At 43.4% G+C, this 16,137-nt stretch carries 13 protein-coding genes and 1 tRNA gene; 4 read left to right on the top strand and 10 right to left on the bottom strand.

Features of this window, described 5'->3' with window-relative positions; translation table 11 throughout:
• Nucleotides 1-365: 365 nt before the first annotated feature.
• The 4 genes from G9Q97_RS16510 to G9Q97_RS16500 form a co-directional block, all read right to left on the bottom strand.
• The gene (locus tag G9Q97_RS16510) at nt 366-2,210 is read right to left on the bottom strand and encodes a metallophosphoesterase family protein (RefSeq protein WP_246255759.1); all 1,845 of its coding nucleotides are present in this window, start codon (nt 2,208-2,210) and stop codon (nt 366-368) included.
• A gap of 21 nt (nt 2,211-2,231) precedes the next feature.
• Nucleotides 2,232-2,354 carry a hypothetical protein gene (locus tag G9Q97_RS25230; RefSeq protein ID WP_262889481.1) on the bottom strand — a complete coding sequence of 41 codons (123 nt, stop codon included), beginning with the start codon at nt 2,352-2,354 and terminating at the stop codon, nt 2,232-2,234.
• A gap of 261 nt (nt 2,355-2,615) precedes the next feature.
• Nucleotides 2,616-3,908: a nucleoside hydrolase-like domain-containing protein gene (locus tag G9Q97_RS16505; protein WP_166148785.1), complete on the bottom strand. Its 1,293-nt coding sequence runs from the start codon at nt 3,906-3,908 to the stop codon at nt 2,616-2,618.
• A 289-nt stretch (nt 3,909-4,197) separates the two neighbouring features.
• Nucleotides 4,198-4,473, bottom strand: coding sequence for a TPR end-of-group domain-containing protein (locus G9Q97_RS16500; RefSeq protein ID WP_166148783.1), 276 nt, complete (start codon nt 4,471-4,473; stop codon nt 4,198-4,200).
• 188 nt (nt 4,474-4,661) lie between these two features.
• Here G9Q97_RS16500 and G9Q97_RS16495 point away from each other — a divergent pair, with 188 nt between their 5' ends.
• Nucleotides 4,662-5,054, top strand: coding sequence for a hypothetical protein (locus G9Q97_RS16495; protein ID WP_246255757.1), 393 nt, complete (start codon nt 4,662-4,664; stop codon nt 5,052-5,054).
• Nucleotides 5,055-5,393: 339 nt separating this feature from the next.
• On the opposite strand, the gene G9Q97_RS16490 is transcribed toward G9Q97_RS16495, so the two are convergent.
• The 5 genes from G9Q97_RS16490 to G9Q97_RS16470 all read right to left on the bottom strand — a co-directional run bounded on the left by G9Q97_RS16490 (nt 5,394) and on the right by G9Q97_RS16470 (nt 12,381).
• Nucleotides 5,394-5,897 (bottom strand): hypothetical protein, encoded by a 504-nt coding sequence (locus G9Q97_RS16490; protein WP_166148781.1) that lies wholly within the window; start codon nt 5,895-5,897, stop codon nt 5,394-5,396.
• A gap of 71 nt (nt 5,898-5,968) precedes the next feature.
• On the bottom strand, nt 5,969-7,453 hold the full coding sequence (locus tag G9Q97_RS16485) for a RagB/SusD family nutrient uptake outer membrane protein (RefSeq protein ID WP_166148779.1): 1,485 nt from the start codon (nt 7,451-7,453) through the stop codon (nt 5,969-5,971).
• Nucleotides 7,454-7,465: 12 nt separating this feature from the next.
• Complete coding sequence (locus G9Q97_RS16480; RefSeq protein WP_166148777.1) at nt 7,466-10,846, bottom strand: SusC/RagA family TonB-linked outer membrane protein; 3,381 nt, start codon at nt 10,844-10,846, stop codon at nt 7,466-7,468.
• Between the two features lie 958 nt (nt 10,847-11,804).
• Complete coding sequence (locus tag G9Q97_RS16475; RefSeq protein WP_166148775.1) at nt 11,805-12,053, bottom strand: GIY-YIG nuclease family protein; 249 nt, start codon at nt 12,051-12,053, stop codon at nt 11,805-11,807.
• A gap of 255 nt (nt 12,054-12,308) precedes the next feature.
• Nucleotides 12,309-12,381, bottom strand: a tRNA-Met gene (locus G9Q97_RS16470).
• A 210-nt stretch (nt 12,382-12,591) separates the two neighbouring features.
• Between G9Q97_RS16470 and era the strand changes: the two genes are divergently transcribed.
• From era to G9Q97_RS16455, 3 genes are read left to right on the top strand one after another with little or no spacing between them, the layout of a single operon-like run.
• The gene (gene era / locus G9Q97_RS16465) at nt 12,592-13,482 is read left to right on the top strand and encodes a GTPase Era (protein ID WP_166148773.1); all 891 of its coding nucleotides are present in this window, start codon (nt 12,592-12,594) and stop codon (nt 13,480-13,482) included.
• An 11-nt stretch (nt 13,483-13,493) separates the two neighbouring features.
• Nucleotides 13,494-14,807 (top strand): ribosome biogenesis GTPase Der, encoded by a 1,314-nt coding sequence (gene der, locus G9Q97_RS16460; protein WP_166148771.1) that lies wholly within the window; start codon nt 13,494-13,496, stop codon nt 14,805-14,807.
• A 6-nt stretch (nt 14,808-14,813) separates the two neighbouring features.
• Nucleotides 14,814-15,350 (top strand): lipocalin-like domain-containing protein, encoded by a 537-nt coding sequence (locus G9Q97_RS16455; RefSeq protein ID WP_166148769.1) that lies wholly within the window; start codon nt 14,814-14,816, stop codon nt 15,348-15,350.
• Nucleotides 15,351-15,487: 137 nt separating this feature from the next.
• On the opposite strand, the gene rsmG is transcribed toward G9Q97_RS16455, so the two are convergent.
• Entirely contained in the window at nt 15,488-16,135 is a 648-nt protein-coding gene (rsmG, locus tag G9Q97_RS16450) for a 16S rRNA (guanine(527)-N(7))-methyltransferase RsmG (protein WP_166148767.1), read from the bottom strand.
• Nucleotides 16,136-16,137 lie beyond the last annotated feature (2 nt).

Raw genomic sequence — 16,137 nt, 5'->3', positions numbered from 1 at the left:
ATGAAAGCCCATTATTAACCATGTTTTGGGCTTGCTTCTATCTCATAAATAACCGTAAACGAGACTATTAATAAGGAAACAGAGCAAAAACCGTTAAAAAAAACACTGACAAAATACCAGTTTTCATCCCGGCTGCATCTAGCATCAGGTAATGCAAACCTATAGTTGTTCATAGAAGATTCCGACACCTCCCTTCCCGGACCGGTCCTTTTAGTTTATTCATGCAATTGCTGTTTTACTATACTGCGCTCGGAATTTAAATTGCCTTTCACCGCTTCGCTGATTCTGATCTGCTCTCCTTTTGCCCTCGGAAAACGGACTCCTGCCTGCACCTGCGCTCGTTGCCCGATATTCACCTGTATTCCCTAGTGTTTTTCTACCGTACCGCCCCGCTTGACCTCCCCCTTCTGAAGATCGATGAAAAAGTGGTCAGAGGGCAAGCTGTGAAAAAGCCTCTCAAAAACATGAAAAAACCGGACCAACTGCATATCCAACGCCTGCTCTTCCGATAGCGGTCTTTCCGCCAATTGTGAAAAAATACCTTCATACAAACGCAGCCTTACCGATGGAATCAGGTTTTTTCCGAGTTCATCTCCGTTCTTTACCAGGTAAAAATCATCAATAAGCTCGGGAGTGAAAGGATCCCCTCGCTTTGGATCGCTAAGTTTCTCTAGTTTTTCCCTCAACAATCCCTCTCCAGCTTCAGGATACATACCGGCCCAGCGATCCAATTCCTCAAGACTGAGGCCTCGCAACAGTACCGCAAGATTTTCAGGCCAATCCGAGGGGATAAATCGGGATTTGGTCAGTTGTAACAGGTGGTTATGGGTATAATCCAGGTAATCTTTGGCATTCAAAATACCCGGATCCCAGCGTTTGGGATCATCGGTCTGTAGTAGCCATCGTTGCTCCCTGCGATACAGGTCAAAAAACTCATCCATGCGATCCACAGCAACAAGGGGAATGGTAGCAATTTCAGCGATATTGGGTTCTGGAAACGTCAGTGTTTTATACGCCGGGGGAAAAGCGGCCAGAGAAGGAACCTGTACATTGACGAGTGTTTTTCCGTTAGCGGCATCGGTAAAAACTCCCGTATCGTTGATGTGCATGTGTCCGGCAAAATGAATGCGAATGCCCGCATTGGCATATTCCCTGCTGGTCTCCCGGGATGGCACTCGTGCCAACTGGAATTTTTGTTCGCCAAATAGTGATTTCATCGCATCCGAGGCGGTATCGTGGAAATCCACCAAGGGATAATGGCTAAAGGAGATCAGGGTTTTCCCCCTTTTTTCGGCTTCCATGGCTACTTTCCTGATCCAATCTAATTGGTGACGTTTAGCTGTTACCGCCTGATTAAAACCCACAGAAGAGCCGCTCCAATCCTTTCCTGAAGGTGCATACACATTGCCATCCAGTGCCAAAAGCCAAATACCGGCCACAGGTTCGACCACATAGCTGGCGTCCGGCAATAACCTTTCGGAATTTGGGGTCTTGTACAGCCGCTGATCCAGGCGTGAATTCTCTACTGCCCGGTGAAAGTCGTAACTGTCCACATTCAATTCCTGAAAGGGATGCGCCCAAAATAGATCTTGGGCAGCGGGGAAAAAGCCAAAATCAGCAAGGGCATGGGTGATCTCTTCGTATCCCCAATAATTGATCTGAGTTGAAACGGCCACTTCTTCGGATGGGAAAAAATCAGCAACTCCTGCGACGGCCTGTTCGGAGCCATCCGGCGCCAGAAAATCTTCCTTCCCCCCGATTCCCCCGAAAGGTTTCACAGGATCGTGGTTTCCCGTAGTCAAGAAAAATCGCATCCCGCATTCTTCCGCATATCGATCCAAAATCCCTTGTAAAGCCAGTACATTCATTGGCTGTCCGTCATCGGTAAAGTCACCGGGTAGAACCACCAGTCGTATGCCTTTGTCCTTCAGATCCTCCAGGGCCTGGATAAAGGCAAAATAGTTTTCATTGAAGAGCCGCGTGGAATTCAATTGGCTTTTCATGCTGCGAATGGTGGCATATTTGCCCGTTTTGGGATTGAACGCCCCCTTGAAATCCATTGAATGCAAATTGGCATAGACATCCTGTAAATGGATGTCGGAAAGAAATGCAAATTCAATCTCCTGCGATTGCGCAAGCGAGGCTGAATGGATGCCTGGCAGCTGCCATAGGGTACTCAATAGGAGTAGGGAGAAATACGTCTTTTTCAATTTGGTCGAGAATTAAGGGTTTTAGATAAAAATGAGGTCTGGCTTTTCGATGACAGCCCCTTCGAAACGGTAGCGATAGCTGGACAAGTGGTAGGTGGATGGACAGCGGTAATCTGCAGAAGGCACCTGTTCCCCTGAAGCCATTCTTGGGTTTAAGCTCCCATGACGGGCCAGAAGACTATGGGGATAGCTACCTTAGTTTGATCCCCCAAAACATCCAAAACCAAGAGCTCCTTTAACACGATTTAATTGATGTATGCTCTCTGATATAATACGCCATTGTACACTGATGCTAACGCAATGATTAATTGAAATTGTTCCGTCCAAGCTCCGACTGGAAGAAACATGATCCTAATTCATACTTATGGGAGCTTTATTAATTCTTTGAGTTTGAGTTAGTGATAATTACTTTTCCAACCATTTCCATCTTTCAGCCCAATCAGTCAAAAACTCCTTTCGATATTTTGAGATCGTTTTGGCTCCCTGCTGATCTTTGATAAAAAGTTCCGCATTAACCCTATCGCTATACCAATTGGATCCAAGCTTGAAATCATCCGGGGAAGCCTTCCCGGGCCAGGGAGTTGTGCTGATATACGCACCTTCTAAACCATCTATTTCGGGAATAGTGCTCTTGGTTCTATAATATCCTTTTTCTGGTTTTTTGGACGCATATTTTACTCCAAAAATTCCCTTACCCAGATAATACCCTGGCCAGGTTTGATTTTGAATTTCTATTTCGAATACAACAGAATCTTCCGGAACATCTATTTCTGGTCCTTCAAACCTCCACTCAATGGTAGCATAAGCGGCTACCGTATCTGTTATACTACTACCAGCGTAAAATACCTTTTTGGGACTATAGCCCACCTTTTCAAAACTTCCTCCCCAGCTTTCTCCAGTTGGATCATCGGGATTGCCGTTCATTAGGTAAACAAGTGACGGAGTATCGCCCATTTTAATATTGCCTTCATAATACTTTATAAACTCCTTACCTAAAGCGCCACGACCTTGAATGTAATTATCATAGAAAGCATCTCCTTTGAGTTCTTCCGGGGAATCCTGGTCCATAAACCAGCCTCTGTAAGTTGCATTTGCCTCAATCATCCAAAGGTCCGGATGATGTTCTGCTATATAGGAATAGGCATTGATACTCCATTTCTTGTTCGGACCTCCGATCCAGTACACTCTTATGTTTTCTTTGATTTCTGGAGCGTCATGTAGGGCTTGGGCCAGATCCTCTATTCCTCCCCACACCAGCACCCAAAGCGGCTGGTCACTTTCTTTTTTTGCACATGTAATTATCCATTCTGAGCCTTCAGTAGAGGATGTGTGTCCTTTAAAAGGTGCGGCATCTTTTCCTCCTTGCCTGGTAATCTCTCTCAGGGACTCTGGAGTCGGAAATTCAGCGGCATCGAGGAGTTGGCTGTAATCCTTTTCATAAAGGTCAATCATATCCTGAAAATCCTGAACGTTACCTTCTCCGTAGGGCGACGATACCAAGCCCTCTATCTGAAATTGATCCGCATACATCAACAAGTGTATCATCGATTGAAAATCGTCAGGATCTGTGCCACCTATGTCCGAGCTGATCAATACCCTGGGATTAGCGGACTTTGTTTTCGGCTCATTGCAGCTAATCAATCCTGCAAAAATGAGTATTACTGCCAACCTCAATATTATACCGTTTTTGAAATTCATCTTTTGTTTTTTCTTTTAAAACTCATAGTGGTAAGATTCAATGATAATTGGTTGGTTGCAAATTTATCCTCGTATTTCCTGCAAAACTACCTATATTTCTACATAAACCTATTGAATTCCTAAATGACGAATACCTTTGAGGAAACCATAAACGAGTTTAGCCCCTATGGTTTTATTTGTGAAATTTGGTCGCCTGTCAGATGCGGAACGTTTTGGCACAAATATTTCCCTGATCAATTCGATTCCGAATGAGGATTGGCGTCAACCTGGGAGTTTACAAAAAACACTATCACTGTCGATGAGCTTTGTGATCCTGGAAATTCATCTGAAAGTAGATCTCCTGAAAGCGTTTATCTTCTCTGATATTGTCCCAAACCCACCAATATTTCAAGCTGACCATCATACTTGATTTTTCCTCCAGGCCTTTTTGAAGGAAATGAATGGCTTCATCGGGTCGATTCATCAGGCTGTACAAGGCTGCCGGGTCACATGGATCAATGTAGTGACTGTTTTTCAGTACCTCGAGTACCCCCTCGGTCTCGCCTCTGAGCACTTTTACGGTCATCAGGCCCAGCTTGACCAAGCCCTCCCCGTTCGTCAATTCGATCGCCCGGGATCACCGTTCTCCAGTTTTTTACCAAATCCTGGGATGACCGGACGAATACGCAGCATATCGAAATCCATGTTAAGTGTAATCTCGATAACAAGAATATCGTTGGATTAAAGTTGGCTACCTGGCGCTTATTCCAGCCTATGGGGATTCTTTGGTGGGACGGACTTCTGGACAAAGTAGATTCCGGATATGAGTTCTATCCGGGACACATTCGGAAAACCGGGATTGGAATAAGCTATCAACGCATGTTGTGGAAGGGCCTGTTTGCCACCGTTGAAGTTTTACCACAGTACAAAACCTATTTGGATGAGGATAACAACAAATTAAGAAATGGTTTTAAACTATACAATTCTCTCCATCTGGGTTATCATTTCACATTTGGCAAGAAGAAGCGATTATTTATCGAGCCACAGGTACATTCTCAATTTTGGGTTTTTGATACCAATACGCCGGATGAATTTAAGGCCTTGGATAATAAATGGAAAAACTACTTCCTTTTTGAACCCAATCTCTATTTCGGGGTGAATTTCTAAAGGATGTGACTACTGAAATGGCCCTACCTAATTATATAGGAAAATAAAAAAACTAATGCAAGACTGCGTATCCATCCGACAATCCCGGTAAACAATAGCGCCAGGCTGCTATTAAGACTCAGGTTCATTGAAGTCCCCTGCAATCGGGATAGGAGGCACGCTTGGTAAACATTTCTAGATTGGGGGGCTATGGTTATTTAACCCCGTCATTTGAAATTCAGGTTATCCACTTTCAGGCTGGATATAACGCCAAAATATACGTTTTCTTTTAAAGTAATAAGCACCTAACCCCATTTTTTAATTGAGGAGTTAGATGCTTATTTTAGTTTGATGATATACTTATGGGGCTACAACGGTAACCTTACCTACATCATGAACGATTTGCTTATAATCAAACCCTTGATAACCGTGATTGGTAGCTAACACGGTGACATCAAATTCTCCAGCCGTTTTATACGTGTAGGCCGCATACCATCCTGTTTCACCAAGGGCAGTAGTAAGACCACGGGCTTTAACCAAACCATAATCCTGATAGCGGTCACTTACAATCAACACGGGGTTTCCAAACATGTCAATGGAATCCGTTTCAGAATTTTTCATTTTCATAATTCTTCTTTCCCCTCCTGGCCATACCGAAGCAATATCGGCCTCCGTATCCACAACAAACTTCATGGGCATGTTGACTGTTGGTTGGGTAATAAGGGAATCATTACCGTCTATATCCGTCATGTACATCTTCACATCGTTTACTTGAGGATAAGGAACAATATCCTCCTCCAGACAGGAAAGGAAGATAAAGGGAGTAACCAAACCTATAAGTACAGAATATTTTATTTTTTTCATATTTTTTGTTTTCTAAGGGCAGATCCATCAAGGCCTGCCCGCTGATTTTTGATTTTCTTTCCCGTATCAGGTTAATATCCAGGGTTTTGGACCAGAGAAGCATCTTTTTCTATCTCATTTACAGGAATAGGCAGGAGTAGTTGGTATTCTTCAATCGGCTCCGTCGTATAAATCTGGGTATCGTAGACAATTGGAGTCATTAAAGCGTAAGAAATCTTTTCAATAGCCTTACCTGTTCTGACCAAATCGAAAAACCGGTGGCCTTCAAATGCCAATTCCAATCTTCGTTCATGAAGGATTCGCTCCAGATCCAACTGGTCGGCAGTGATGCCATTAAGGCCCGCTCTTTCTCGCACCATATTGATATAGGTAATCGCCTCATTCGGTTGGTTCATTCCATGCAGGGCTTCAGCATACATTAACAGGGCATCAGCATACCGGGTGATCATGTAATTATTGTCGGTGCCGGTGATATCGTACTGAGACAAGGTGGTTTTCTCAGGAACAAATTTTTTAGGCCATGGTTGTAGTTCCGGGCTTCCCCCCAGCAAAATTCCTGAATCCAATGTAGTGGTGTAACGGCTCCAATCCGGATCACTGATCCAATCGTCGTCTGCTACAAATTCCTGAAGAAAATTGAACATGATTATCGGACCCCCACCTGATGCAATACCGTATCGATATCCGTTCTCGTTTGTCATCCATTTGAAAAGGAAATTCGGTTGGCCGGCAGTAGCATTATAATTTACTTCGAAAATAGATTCGTCATTGAATTTATTCTCAAAAGTGTGAATCTGGGAAAAATCAGATAATAGGGTATAATTACCTGCCTCCTTATCAACAATTAACCGTTTTAGGGCTTCCGCTGCTTCTGAGTGATTTCCCTGAAACAAATGTGCCTTTCCCAGCATGGTCAGAGCTGCTCCTTTAGAGGCCCTTGCCTCCTCGCCTTGAAGATCTGCATCGCCCTTCGAAAAACAATTGGCTACGGCCGTTTCGAAATCAGGAATGATAACTGTATTGTATATTTCACTTACAGATGTACGTCCTATGCCAATAGCAGATGAAGGATCATTCAGCCTTTCCACCACTTTCGGCACATCTCCATAAAGCCTTACCAGGTTAAAATAGGCAAGTCCGCGAAGGAAACTGGCCTCACCGCGGTACGCATTTAGCAATGCAGTTTCTGCGGTGCTGGCGGGTACATAATTGTTGATAATATCAATGATGTTATTGGCATTGACGATTATCTTGTAATGATCCCGCCACAAGCTAAACCTGGAGTTACCACTGTTTTTCTTGAACAGGTAATCGTTGCTTTGGGAATTGACAACTCTTCCGTCATCTGCAATGATTTCAACGTATTGGGGAAGTTCGTTCCGGGAATAAATGGACTGCAAGGGTTCATAACAAGCAATTAAACCTGCCTTGATCTCACTCGGATTGTTGAAAAAAGCCCCCGTCGACAGGGTATCTTCCGGCTGCGTGTTCAAGAAGTCCTCCGAACAGGAAATCAGAGTGGCAGCTAATATGAGCAGTGAAAATAATTTCTTCATAAGATAGTATTTTTATAAAGATAAATTGATTCCAAAAGAAATAGTCCTTGCCAGGGGATAGGCACCACGGTCGATTCCCTGAGAAAGTGCAGAATTCCCCTGAAAGTTTACCTCTGGGTTATAGCCTGGATATTGAGTAAAGAAAAACGCATTTTGTACGCTCAGGTACATACGTAGATTGGCGATCTTGGCTCTGCTGGCAATTTTATTGGGCAAAGTATAACCCAAAATCACGTTCTGAATGTTTACGTAAGTACCTTTGAAAACCAAACTTCCGGAAGCGCTGGCCCCATCGGAACTTTTTCTGATCGGAGTAGCATATATCGCGTCAGTTTGGGTAGGCCTCCAGTAATTTTCAAAATATTCAACGGTCATACTTCTTCTTCCTCCCCCTCTTCCCAGCATGCTTTCAAATTCCACCATAGACAGGTCACCTCCCTGGACTCCATTTATCTGAACCGAAAGATCGAAATTTTTATAACCGAAATCATTGGTCATACCCCATACAAAATCGGGATTATTCTGGCCGATAACTGTCTGATCAGCCGCAGACAGGATACCGTCTCCATTTACATCTGCCGCCTTCGGTGTTCCCGGATTGGACCTGTTGGCCCATATAGACTGCTGAGGATTGAAAATAGGCGAAGTTTTTACATCTTCCCAATCATCGAATGCGCCGAGATTGTAATAGCCCCAGATACCGGCCAACGGTCTGCCTTCGCTTGTATAGCCATTGTTGGTGATTATGGGACGTTTGTCTTTTCCAAGATCCAAGACCCTGTTGCGGTAATAGGATAAATTGGCACTGGTCCTCCAGTTAAACACCCCGGTAACATTTCGGGTGGTAATGGAATATTCAAATCCCCTGTTTCGCATAGAGCCCACATTGGCCATGTAAGAACCAAAACCGGTAACGATCGGCAACGGCATGTTAAACAACATGTTGTCGGTCTGCCGGTAGAAGTAATCCACACTGAACATCACCCTGCTGTCTAATATTTCCAGGTCGGTTCCCACGCCATAGTCAGTAGTTTCTTCCCATCCCAGAGAGGGGTTGGCTACCTTACCATCTACATAAGAAGGGGAAATAGTAGAACCGGAACCCAATACATAAGCACCGGAATTCAAAGTACTTAGCGCAAGGTAATTGCTGATTCCGGCATTACCAATCACACCCCAGCCACCACGGATTTTCAGATCGCTGATATATCTTCTCAAGGGATCAAAGAAACCTTCATCTGAAGCACGCCAGGCGACGGAAAAGGAAGGGAATACTCCCCACTTATTATCTTCACCAAACTTGGAAGAGCCATCACGACGGATACTGCCTGTAAAATAGTATTTGCTGTCATAATTATACATTACCCGGGCAAAACTACCAATCATTGTTTCACGGGACTGATTTGTCCTTGCATCATTTTGTCCGTCTACGACGGTAACGCCCTGATTAAGGGTAGGGACTAAATCTGTGGGATAATCATATTTGTTCATGTAGGAACTCCTATAAATTGCTTCATCTACAGAGTAACCCACCATGGCGTTGAGAGAATGGCTGCTGAACTTCTTCGCATAAGTCAGAAAGTTTTGGGAATTCCACATGAAGTGATTGTTCATTTGATGAATACCCCTTGATCTCGAGAAAGGTTGTTGGGTAGTGGGCATTGAGTTGGGTAGAAAATAATCCCTTTCCCAGAACCTGATCTGCGTATGGAACTCTGACCGGAATGTCAGGTCTTCTAAAAGCCTGAATTCGCCATATAGCGTTGCCAGGTTTTTGATGGTTTTTCGTGTATCCTTAATCTTGAAGGTGGACAAGGGGTTAACTGCAAAATCCAAATTCCAAAACCAAGGGTTTTCGTACGTCGATTCAGTACCATAATAATGTGGGACACCGTTTTCATCCGTAGGCGCCCAAATGGGAGGTAAAGCCAGGGCATTGTAAAAAGGATTGTTGCTGGCACCACCTTCCGTATTGGACAAAACATCAGTCGTTTCAATGGACGGAGCTAGCATAAGGCCTAACTTTAACCATTCGTTTACCTTCATGTCTATATTGGCTCTCATGGAGAAACGTTCATACCCTGACGCCTTGATGATCCCTTCCTGGCCGAAATAGCCACCGGATATCCTATAGTTTACATTGTCAGTACCGCCTGCCGCAGAAAGTTGGATATCATCCACCCGTCCCATTCGACTGATCACATCCTGCCAGTCGGTATCATGAGGGCTGTTTTTGGTGGTATCGGTAACGGTGATCCATCTATAGAACATTTCGTAGGGATCCTGCATACCTTCTTTGTTTCTGGAAAAGTTTCTCCAATTGGAAATCCTGGTTTCGTCGGAATCCGTCCATTGCCATAAAGGGGCCTCAGGATTATTAGTGCCAAAATTGGGATCCTCGATGATGTAGGCCGCCGCTCTGGATTCATCCATCATTTGCAAAAATTGATCCCTGTTCAACACATCCACCTTGTTAAGCATCGATTGGATTCCTGAACTGGCATTCACCGAAATGGTGGGTTTTCCGGATTTTCCCTTTTTTGTAGTTACCAAAATCACTCCATTTGCAGCCTGTGTACCATAAATGGCACTGGAAGAAGCATCTTTCAATACCTCAATGGATTCAATATCTGAAGGGTTAATGGAGTTTAATGGGTTTTCTGTTTTATTATAGCCCTCTTTTATGGGGAATCCGTCAATAACGATCAATGGACTATTACTGGCATTGATGGAGCTTACACCCCTGATCACGATATTTGAACCACCACCAGGTGCGGTATTGTTGTTTGAAACCCTAACACCGGCCATCCTGCCCTGAATGGATTGGGCAAAGTTTGAGTTTGGCCTGTCTTTGAGATCTTCTGAAGAAACCGATGAAATGGCCGTGGAAATATCCCTTCTTTCCTGTGTACCATAGCCAATGACCACTACTTCATCTAAGGCAGACACTTCTTCATCCAAGGTTATATCAATGGTGCTTTTATTACCCACTACCACCGTTTGACTCTCAAAACCTATAAAAGAGAAAACAAGCGTAGAACCTTCCGGAACAGTAATGGAATAATTACCATCAAGGTCGGTAACAGTTCCATAGGTGGTGCCTGGAACGGTCACCGTCACTCCTGGAAGAGACAAACCATCTTTGTCCACGACCCTTCCCTTGATTACCACATCTGCCACCTTATTTGACCTGGTAATTGACATAGTTGTTGGTGATAATCCAGGATTATTTGTTGTAAAATCCATTCCAAAAACGGAAGCATTTTTAGGAATGGGAGGTGTAGCGAAAGCCATTTCCTGGGCGCTAGCATTGGTCGCAAAAAGCAAGACCATTGCCATGCCAAATGAGGCTTTCCCTATCCTCGCTGAGAGGATTGGGATTCTTTTTTTCATAAATATTGGGTTGTTGTTAATCAAATAATGAAATGATGCCCCTATTTTTGAGCATTTGAAAAACTTTTAAATTTGTTAAAAGTGCCGGTATTGTGCTTTATGCTTTTTTTTTAACCATAATCAAACATTTCTTTTTTAATTAAAAATACTAAAACTACCTAGATAACACACAAGCTCCATCCGGATGGAAACTGGATATGTGCTAATCCATTTCTTAAGAAAATCAACAGGACGGAAACATAGAAAATACAAGCAGGAAAAATATCATCGTCCTATTTTAATGTTGGCAATATTAGTTAAAAAAAATTTAAAAAAAAGAAAAAAAACTATTTTGTTAAAGTATGATCTCATATAATATTATAGCTATTTAAATGGAAAATCTCCAAATTAATACATGAAAATTAATTTATAATACTCTGATAATGTTTTTTAGAGATTTTTTCAAAAATTCCAATAGTACCTTTAGCTTGAGCGGAATGCTCACCTTTTGCTTTTAGGTTTTAATAAAACAATTACAATTAACGACCTTGAAGCAGATTTAATATCCTTCCAGCCAAGCAAAAACCATTTACCCAACCAAAATCAGTCCTCTCCAGATCAGTCCTCTACTGACAGAAAGAAGAATAAATGGTGTCCTCTGGGATGCAATACCCTATGGGGGTCGCAGCCACCTAATCCGGAGGCAATATTATTTCCGTAAAATTGATTTGCAATTCTTTTGCCAAGGCAATAAGAAGGCGAAGGAATAAGCGAATGGTGCCCGCAAAGCGTATAATGACTGTTTGGAGTCGGTAAACAAGTTAAAAGTCCGGCAGTTTGCCGCAAAAAGGCCCTCTAAATAGCTCCGAAAAAAAACAATTGTGTGCAGTATAGGGGTTTTGTGTCGCGATAACTGGGATCGAATCCCGATTCTCGGGGCAAGCTCTTTGTCCGCCGCTGCGGATATGAGCCCATGGGATTAAATTTTGGGAATAAGATTCCGGATAAATTCTCTACCCACTCCTGTTTTGAGGTGTTTTTCTCTATTCATGGCCTCTTTTTTGGATTTAAATGTTTCAGTATGGATAAGCTTCCATGGTCGAAAAGCAATCGTCCATCCCTTTGTACCCAGCTCGTTATGTGAGATTAGGCGTTTTTGAAGATTAGAAGTAAATCCGATATAGATTTTATCGAATTTTTCACTGTAAAGTGCATAAACAGTAAACATGGGATTAAAAATAACAAAAAAAGGGCACTGTTTCCAGTGCCCTCGCATGTAGCGGGAACAGGACTCGAACCTGTGTCCGCCGCGGCGGATATGAGCCCGGAATAAATTCGGTTATAAATAAAAAAAGGCACCGATTCCCGTGCCTTCTAGTGTAGCGGGAACAGGACTCGAACCTGTGTCCGCCGCGGCGGATATGAGCCCGGAATAAATTCGGTTATAAATAAAAAAAGGCACCGTTTCCAGTGCCTTCTAGTGTAGCGGGAACAGGACTCGAACCTGTGACCTTTGGGTTATGAGCCCAACGAGCTACCAACTGCTCCATCCCGCGATATATTTTTATTAATTATTTCAAATTTTGTAACTCATTGTCAAGCGCAGCGAGAAAAAAATCCTACACAATATAGCTTGTCAAATAAATCACCGCTTTTCGGTATTTTATACGGCAGCAAACGTTTTTTGTTGCCCTTTCCTTTATTGTGGTACAAAGGTAAGGACATATTCTCAAAAATCAAGTACCTTTGTAAAAAAATCTGAAACCATGTCCGAAAGTACACACAAGGCAGGCTTTGTTAATATCATAGGTAAACCCAATGTAGGGAAGTCCACCCTGATGAATGCCCTGCTCGGAGAAAAATTGTCTATCATTTCCTCCAAAGCACAGACTACCCGACATCGTATCCTTGGCATTATGAATGAAGAGGATTACCAGATTGTTTTCTCGGATACCCCCGGTATGCTGAAACCCAAGTATGAACTGCACAAAAGCATGATGGGCTTTGTCAATCTTTCTCTGGAGGATGCAGATGTAATCGTTTTTGTGACAGATTTGTTTGAAACTGATGAGGATATCCAGGAAATACTTCAGAAAGTCAATGCTTCTGAAGTACCTGTTTTGCTGGTGATCAATAAAATTGACCTGAACAAAGAAGAGAAACTACAGGAAGTCACCGATTACTGGACCCAAAGGATCAAGGCAGCGGTGGTCATACCCATATCAGCCCTGGAGCAGTTTAATTTGCAAAAAATCATGCAGGAAATCCTGGACAGGCTGCCGGTTCATCCACCGTTTTATGATAAGGAAGAACTGAGCGACCGCCCGGAACGTTTCTTTGCCTCTGAGATCATTCGGGAAAAGATATTTACACGGTACAAAAAGGAAATCCCCTACAGTACGGAGGTGAGAATTGAAGATTTTGAGGAAACGGATAAACTGATTCGCATGCGGGCTTTGATTTTTGTGGAAAGGCAGAGTCAGAAAGGGATCATCATTGGAGACAAAGGCAATGCCTTAAAGAAGGTGGGTACCGAAGCCCGGATTGAAATGGAGACCTTTTTCGGAAAGAAGGTGTTTTTGGAAACCTTTGTCAAGGTGGAAGAAAACTGGAGAAAAAATAAAAACAAGTTGAAAAAATTTGGTTACGACCAATAAAATAGCGCATTATGGCTAATATAGTAGCAATTGTAGGGAGACCTAACGTGGGTAAATCCACTTTTTTTAACCGGTTGATAGAGGAAAGGAAAGCCATTGAGGACAACCTCAGTGGCGTGACCCGGGACCGCCATTACGGGCATGCCCAGTGGGGAGGCAAGTTTTTTTCGGTGATCGATACCGGAGGTTACGTGACAGGGTCTGATGATGTGTTCGAAAAGGAAATCCGGAAACAAGTCAAACTGGCCATAGAAGAGGCATCCGTCATTCTTTTTGTGGTGGATTGCATCGATGGACTAACTGATTTGGATACCGAATTTGCCAGGGAACTCAGAAGTACGGACAAACCGGTATTTATGGTGGCTAATAAAGCGGATAACCTGGACAAAATGCTGATGGCCAATGAGTTTTATGCCCTTGGCTTGGGTGAGGAGACCATCTTCCCGATTTCTTCCTCCAGTGGAAGCGGCATAGGTGATTTGCTGGATGAAGTGATCAAAAAATTTCCGGATGAAGGAGAGGAAGACCCGGATGAGGGGGTGCCAAAAATTGCCATTCTGGGTCGTCCCAATGTGGGGAAATCCTCCTTCCTCAATGCCTTGATAGGTAAAGAACGATCTATCGTTACCGATGAAGCCGGTACTACCCGCGATGCCATTCATACCCGATACCAATTGTATGGCAAAGACTATATCCTAACAGATACAGCAGGTATCCGCAAAAAGGCCAAGGTAAAGGAGGACATTGAGTTTTATGCGGTCATGCGTTCCCTGCGTACCCTGGAGGATTCGGATGTGGTGATCGTCATGGTGGATGCTACCCGTGGGCTGGAATCCCAGGATGTAAACCTGATTTCACTGGCGATCAAAAACAACAAAGGGATCATGATCATGGTGAATAAATGGGATTTGATCGAAAAGGATCACAAGACCATGCTCACCTTCAAAGAGGATATGAGCCAAAAGTTAGGTGAAAATAAGTGGATTCCGATTATTTTTATTTCTGCCCTCACCAAGCAGCGGATTTTTCAGGCCATGGAACTGGCCATGAAAGTGTACGACAACAAACACAGGAAAGTGCCTACCTCCAAATTAAACGAATTAATTCTTCCGGAAATAGAAAAATATCCCCCACCGGCAAACAAAGGCAAATACATCAAAATAAAATACATTACCCAGTTGCCAACAAAAAACCCGGTTTTTGCGTTTTTTTGTAACTTGCCACAATACATTAAATCTCCATACACCCGGTTTTTGGAAAACAGGCTGCGAGAGAATTTTGATTTTGAAGGAGTACCGGTAAAGATTACTTACAAGAAAAAATAATCGAATATGAAAAATTTATGGCATGTTGCCCTTCTTGCATTGACTTTATCTACAGGCTGTGCAGTTGAAGATGAACCTGCGGAGCCGCAGTTGGCGGGAGGAGTGTGGAGTCTGGAATCCGCCAGTGTACAGGCCTCGGGTACCGCAGTAATTCCAGGTACCCAGAATTCCGTCCCTGTTTCCATTACCGGTAACGGGGAAGACTACAACATGACCGTGGTCTTTGGTGAAGATCCCAACACGGTGATGGCGGAAGGTGAATTCGTTTTTTTTGTCGAAGTGAGTGTGGCAGGCATTCCTTTTTCAGACCAGCGGTTTCCTGTTCAGGGTGCTGAAACTTTTGCAGGCACCTGGGAAATCGACAACGATCAACTGGTGATGGTGGACACTGATAATGATGTCTTTGAGATGGAAATTTTAGAATTCACGGAAAACCGGCTCAGGGTTTCTGGCATGCCGAATGTCATGGATTTTAGCGAATTTGATATGTCAGGCGTGACCCCTGGGGAAGCAACAGCAGAATTTGTTCTGGTCAGGCAATAATATAACCCGTTTCGTTGGAGCTGGCCAATAGTGAAGGCTTAGCTGTGACAAAACATCATTTTATAGAAACCAGGCTTGATGGGGTATGGGTTGAAGAAATTTTTGAGATTGGGATATTCCCTGTATGGAAAATGAATTTACCTTTTTCCTTCATAAGGGATGTAGATTACTTTTTTGGTTTCAAAGAATTCTTCTGAAAAATAATCATCCAGAAAATAAGGTACATAGGACAGGTTTAAGGCCTCCAGTTCCTCATCCACCTCGCCGCCTTTCAGGTAGAAGATGCCATTTTGGAAATCCTGATGCAGATTTTCTTTTCTGAATTTACCTTTTACCCAGGGAAGGAATTTCTCCATTTGGGTTACCGCCCTGCTGATCACAAAGTGATAGCTTCGGTTCAGGCTTTCTGCCCTGGCCTGTTGGGCTTCTACATTTTGCAAACCGAGCTGCCGGACCACATCCTTTACCACGGTGATCTTTTTGCCTATGGAGTCTACCAGGTGAAAATGGACTTCAGGGAATAGTATGGCCAGGGGAATGCCCGGAAACCCACCTCCTGTGCCAATATCCAATATTTTTGTACCCGGAGAAAACTGGATTACCCTTGCAATACCGAGAGAATGCAATACATGGTGTATGTAAAAACTATCCATGTCTTTTCTGCTGATTACATTGATTTTGCTGTTCCAATCCTGGTAAATTGCTCCCATGAGCGCGAATTGATGCATCTGCTTTTCCGTCAACTCGGGAAAATATTTCAGGATGAGCGAATGGTCCGGCTCCATGA

The sequence above is a fragment of the Cyclobacterium plantarum genome, assembly GCF_011290685.1.
Lineage (GTDB): Bacteria > Bacteroidota > Bacteroidia > Cytophagales > Cyclobacteriaceae > Cyclobacterium > Cyclobacterium plantarum.
Note: the sequence above shows the minus strand (reverse complement) of the source record. Positions and strands in the feature narration are given on the sequence as shown.

Coding starts and splice junctions, on each gene's coding strand:
- G9Q97_RS25230 (WP_262889481.1), bottom strand. CDS start 2,354: ATGGCTTCAGGGGAACAGGTGCCTTCTGCAGATTACCGCTGTCCATCC.
- rsmG (WP_166148767.1), bottom strand. CDS start 16,135: ATGGAGCCGGACCATTCGCTCATCCTGAAATATTTTCCCGAGTTGACG.
- G9Q97_RS16480 (WP_166148777.1), bottom strand. CDS start 10,846: ATGAAAAAAAGAATCCCAATCCTCTCAGCGAGGATAGGGAAAGCCTCA.
- era (WP_166148773.1), top strand. CDS start 12,592: ATGTCCGAAAGTACACACAAGGCAGGCTTTGTTAATATCATAGGTAAA.
- G9Q97_RS16505 (WP_166148785.1), bottom strand. CDS start 3,908: ATGAATTTCAAAAACGGTATAATATTGAGGTTGGCAGTAATACTCATT.
- G9Q97_RS16485 (WP_166148779.1), bottom strand. CDS start 7,453: ATGAAGAAATTATTTTCACTGCTCATATTAGCTGCCACTCTGATTTCC.
- G9Q97_RS16455 (WP_166148769.1), top strand. CDS start 14,814: ATGAAAAATTTATGGCATGTTGCCCTTCTTGCATTGACTTTATCTACA.
- G9Q97_RS16490 (WP_166148781.1), bottom strand. CDS start 5,897: ATGAAAAAAATAAAATATTCTGTACTTATAGGTTTGGTTACTCCCTTT.
- G9Q97_RS16475 (WP_166148775.1), bottom strand. CDS start 12,053: ATGTTTACTGTTTATGCACTTTACAGTGAAAAATTCGATAAAATCTAT.
- G9Q97_RS16495 (WP_246255757.1), top strand. CDS start 4,662: ATGGGGATTCTTTGGTGGGACGGACTTCTGGACAAAGTAGATTCCGGA.
- der (WP_166148771.1), top strand. CDS start 13,494: ATGGCTAATATAGTAGCAATTGTAGGGAGACCTAACGTGGGTAAATCC.
- G9Q97_RS16500 (WP_166148783.1), bottom strand. CDS start 4,473: ATGACCGTAAAAGTGCTCAGAGGCGAGACCGAGGGGGTACTCGAGGTA.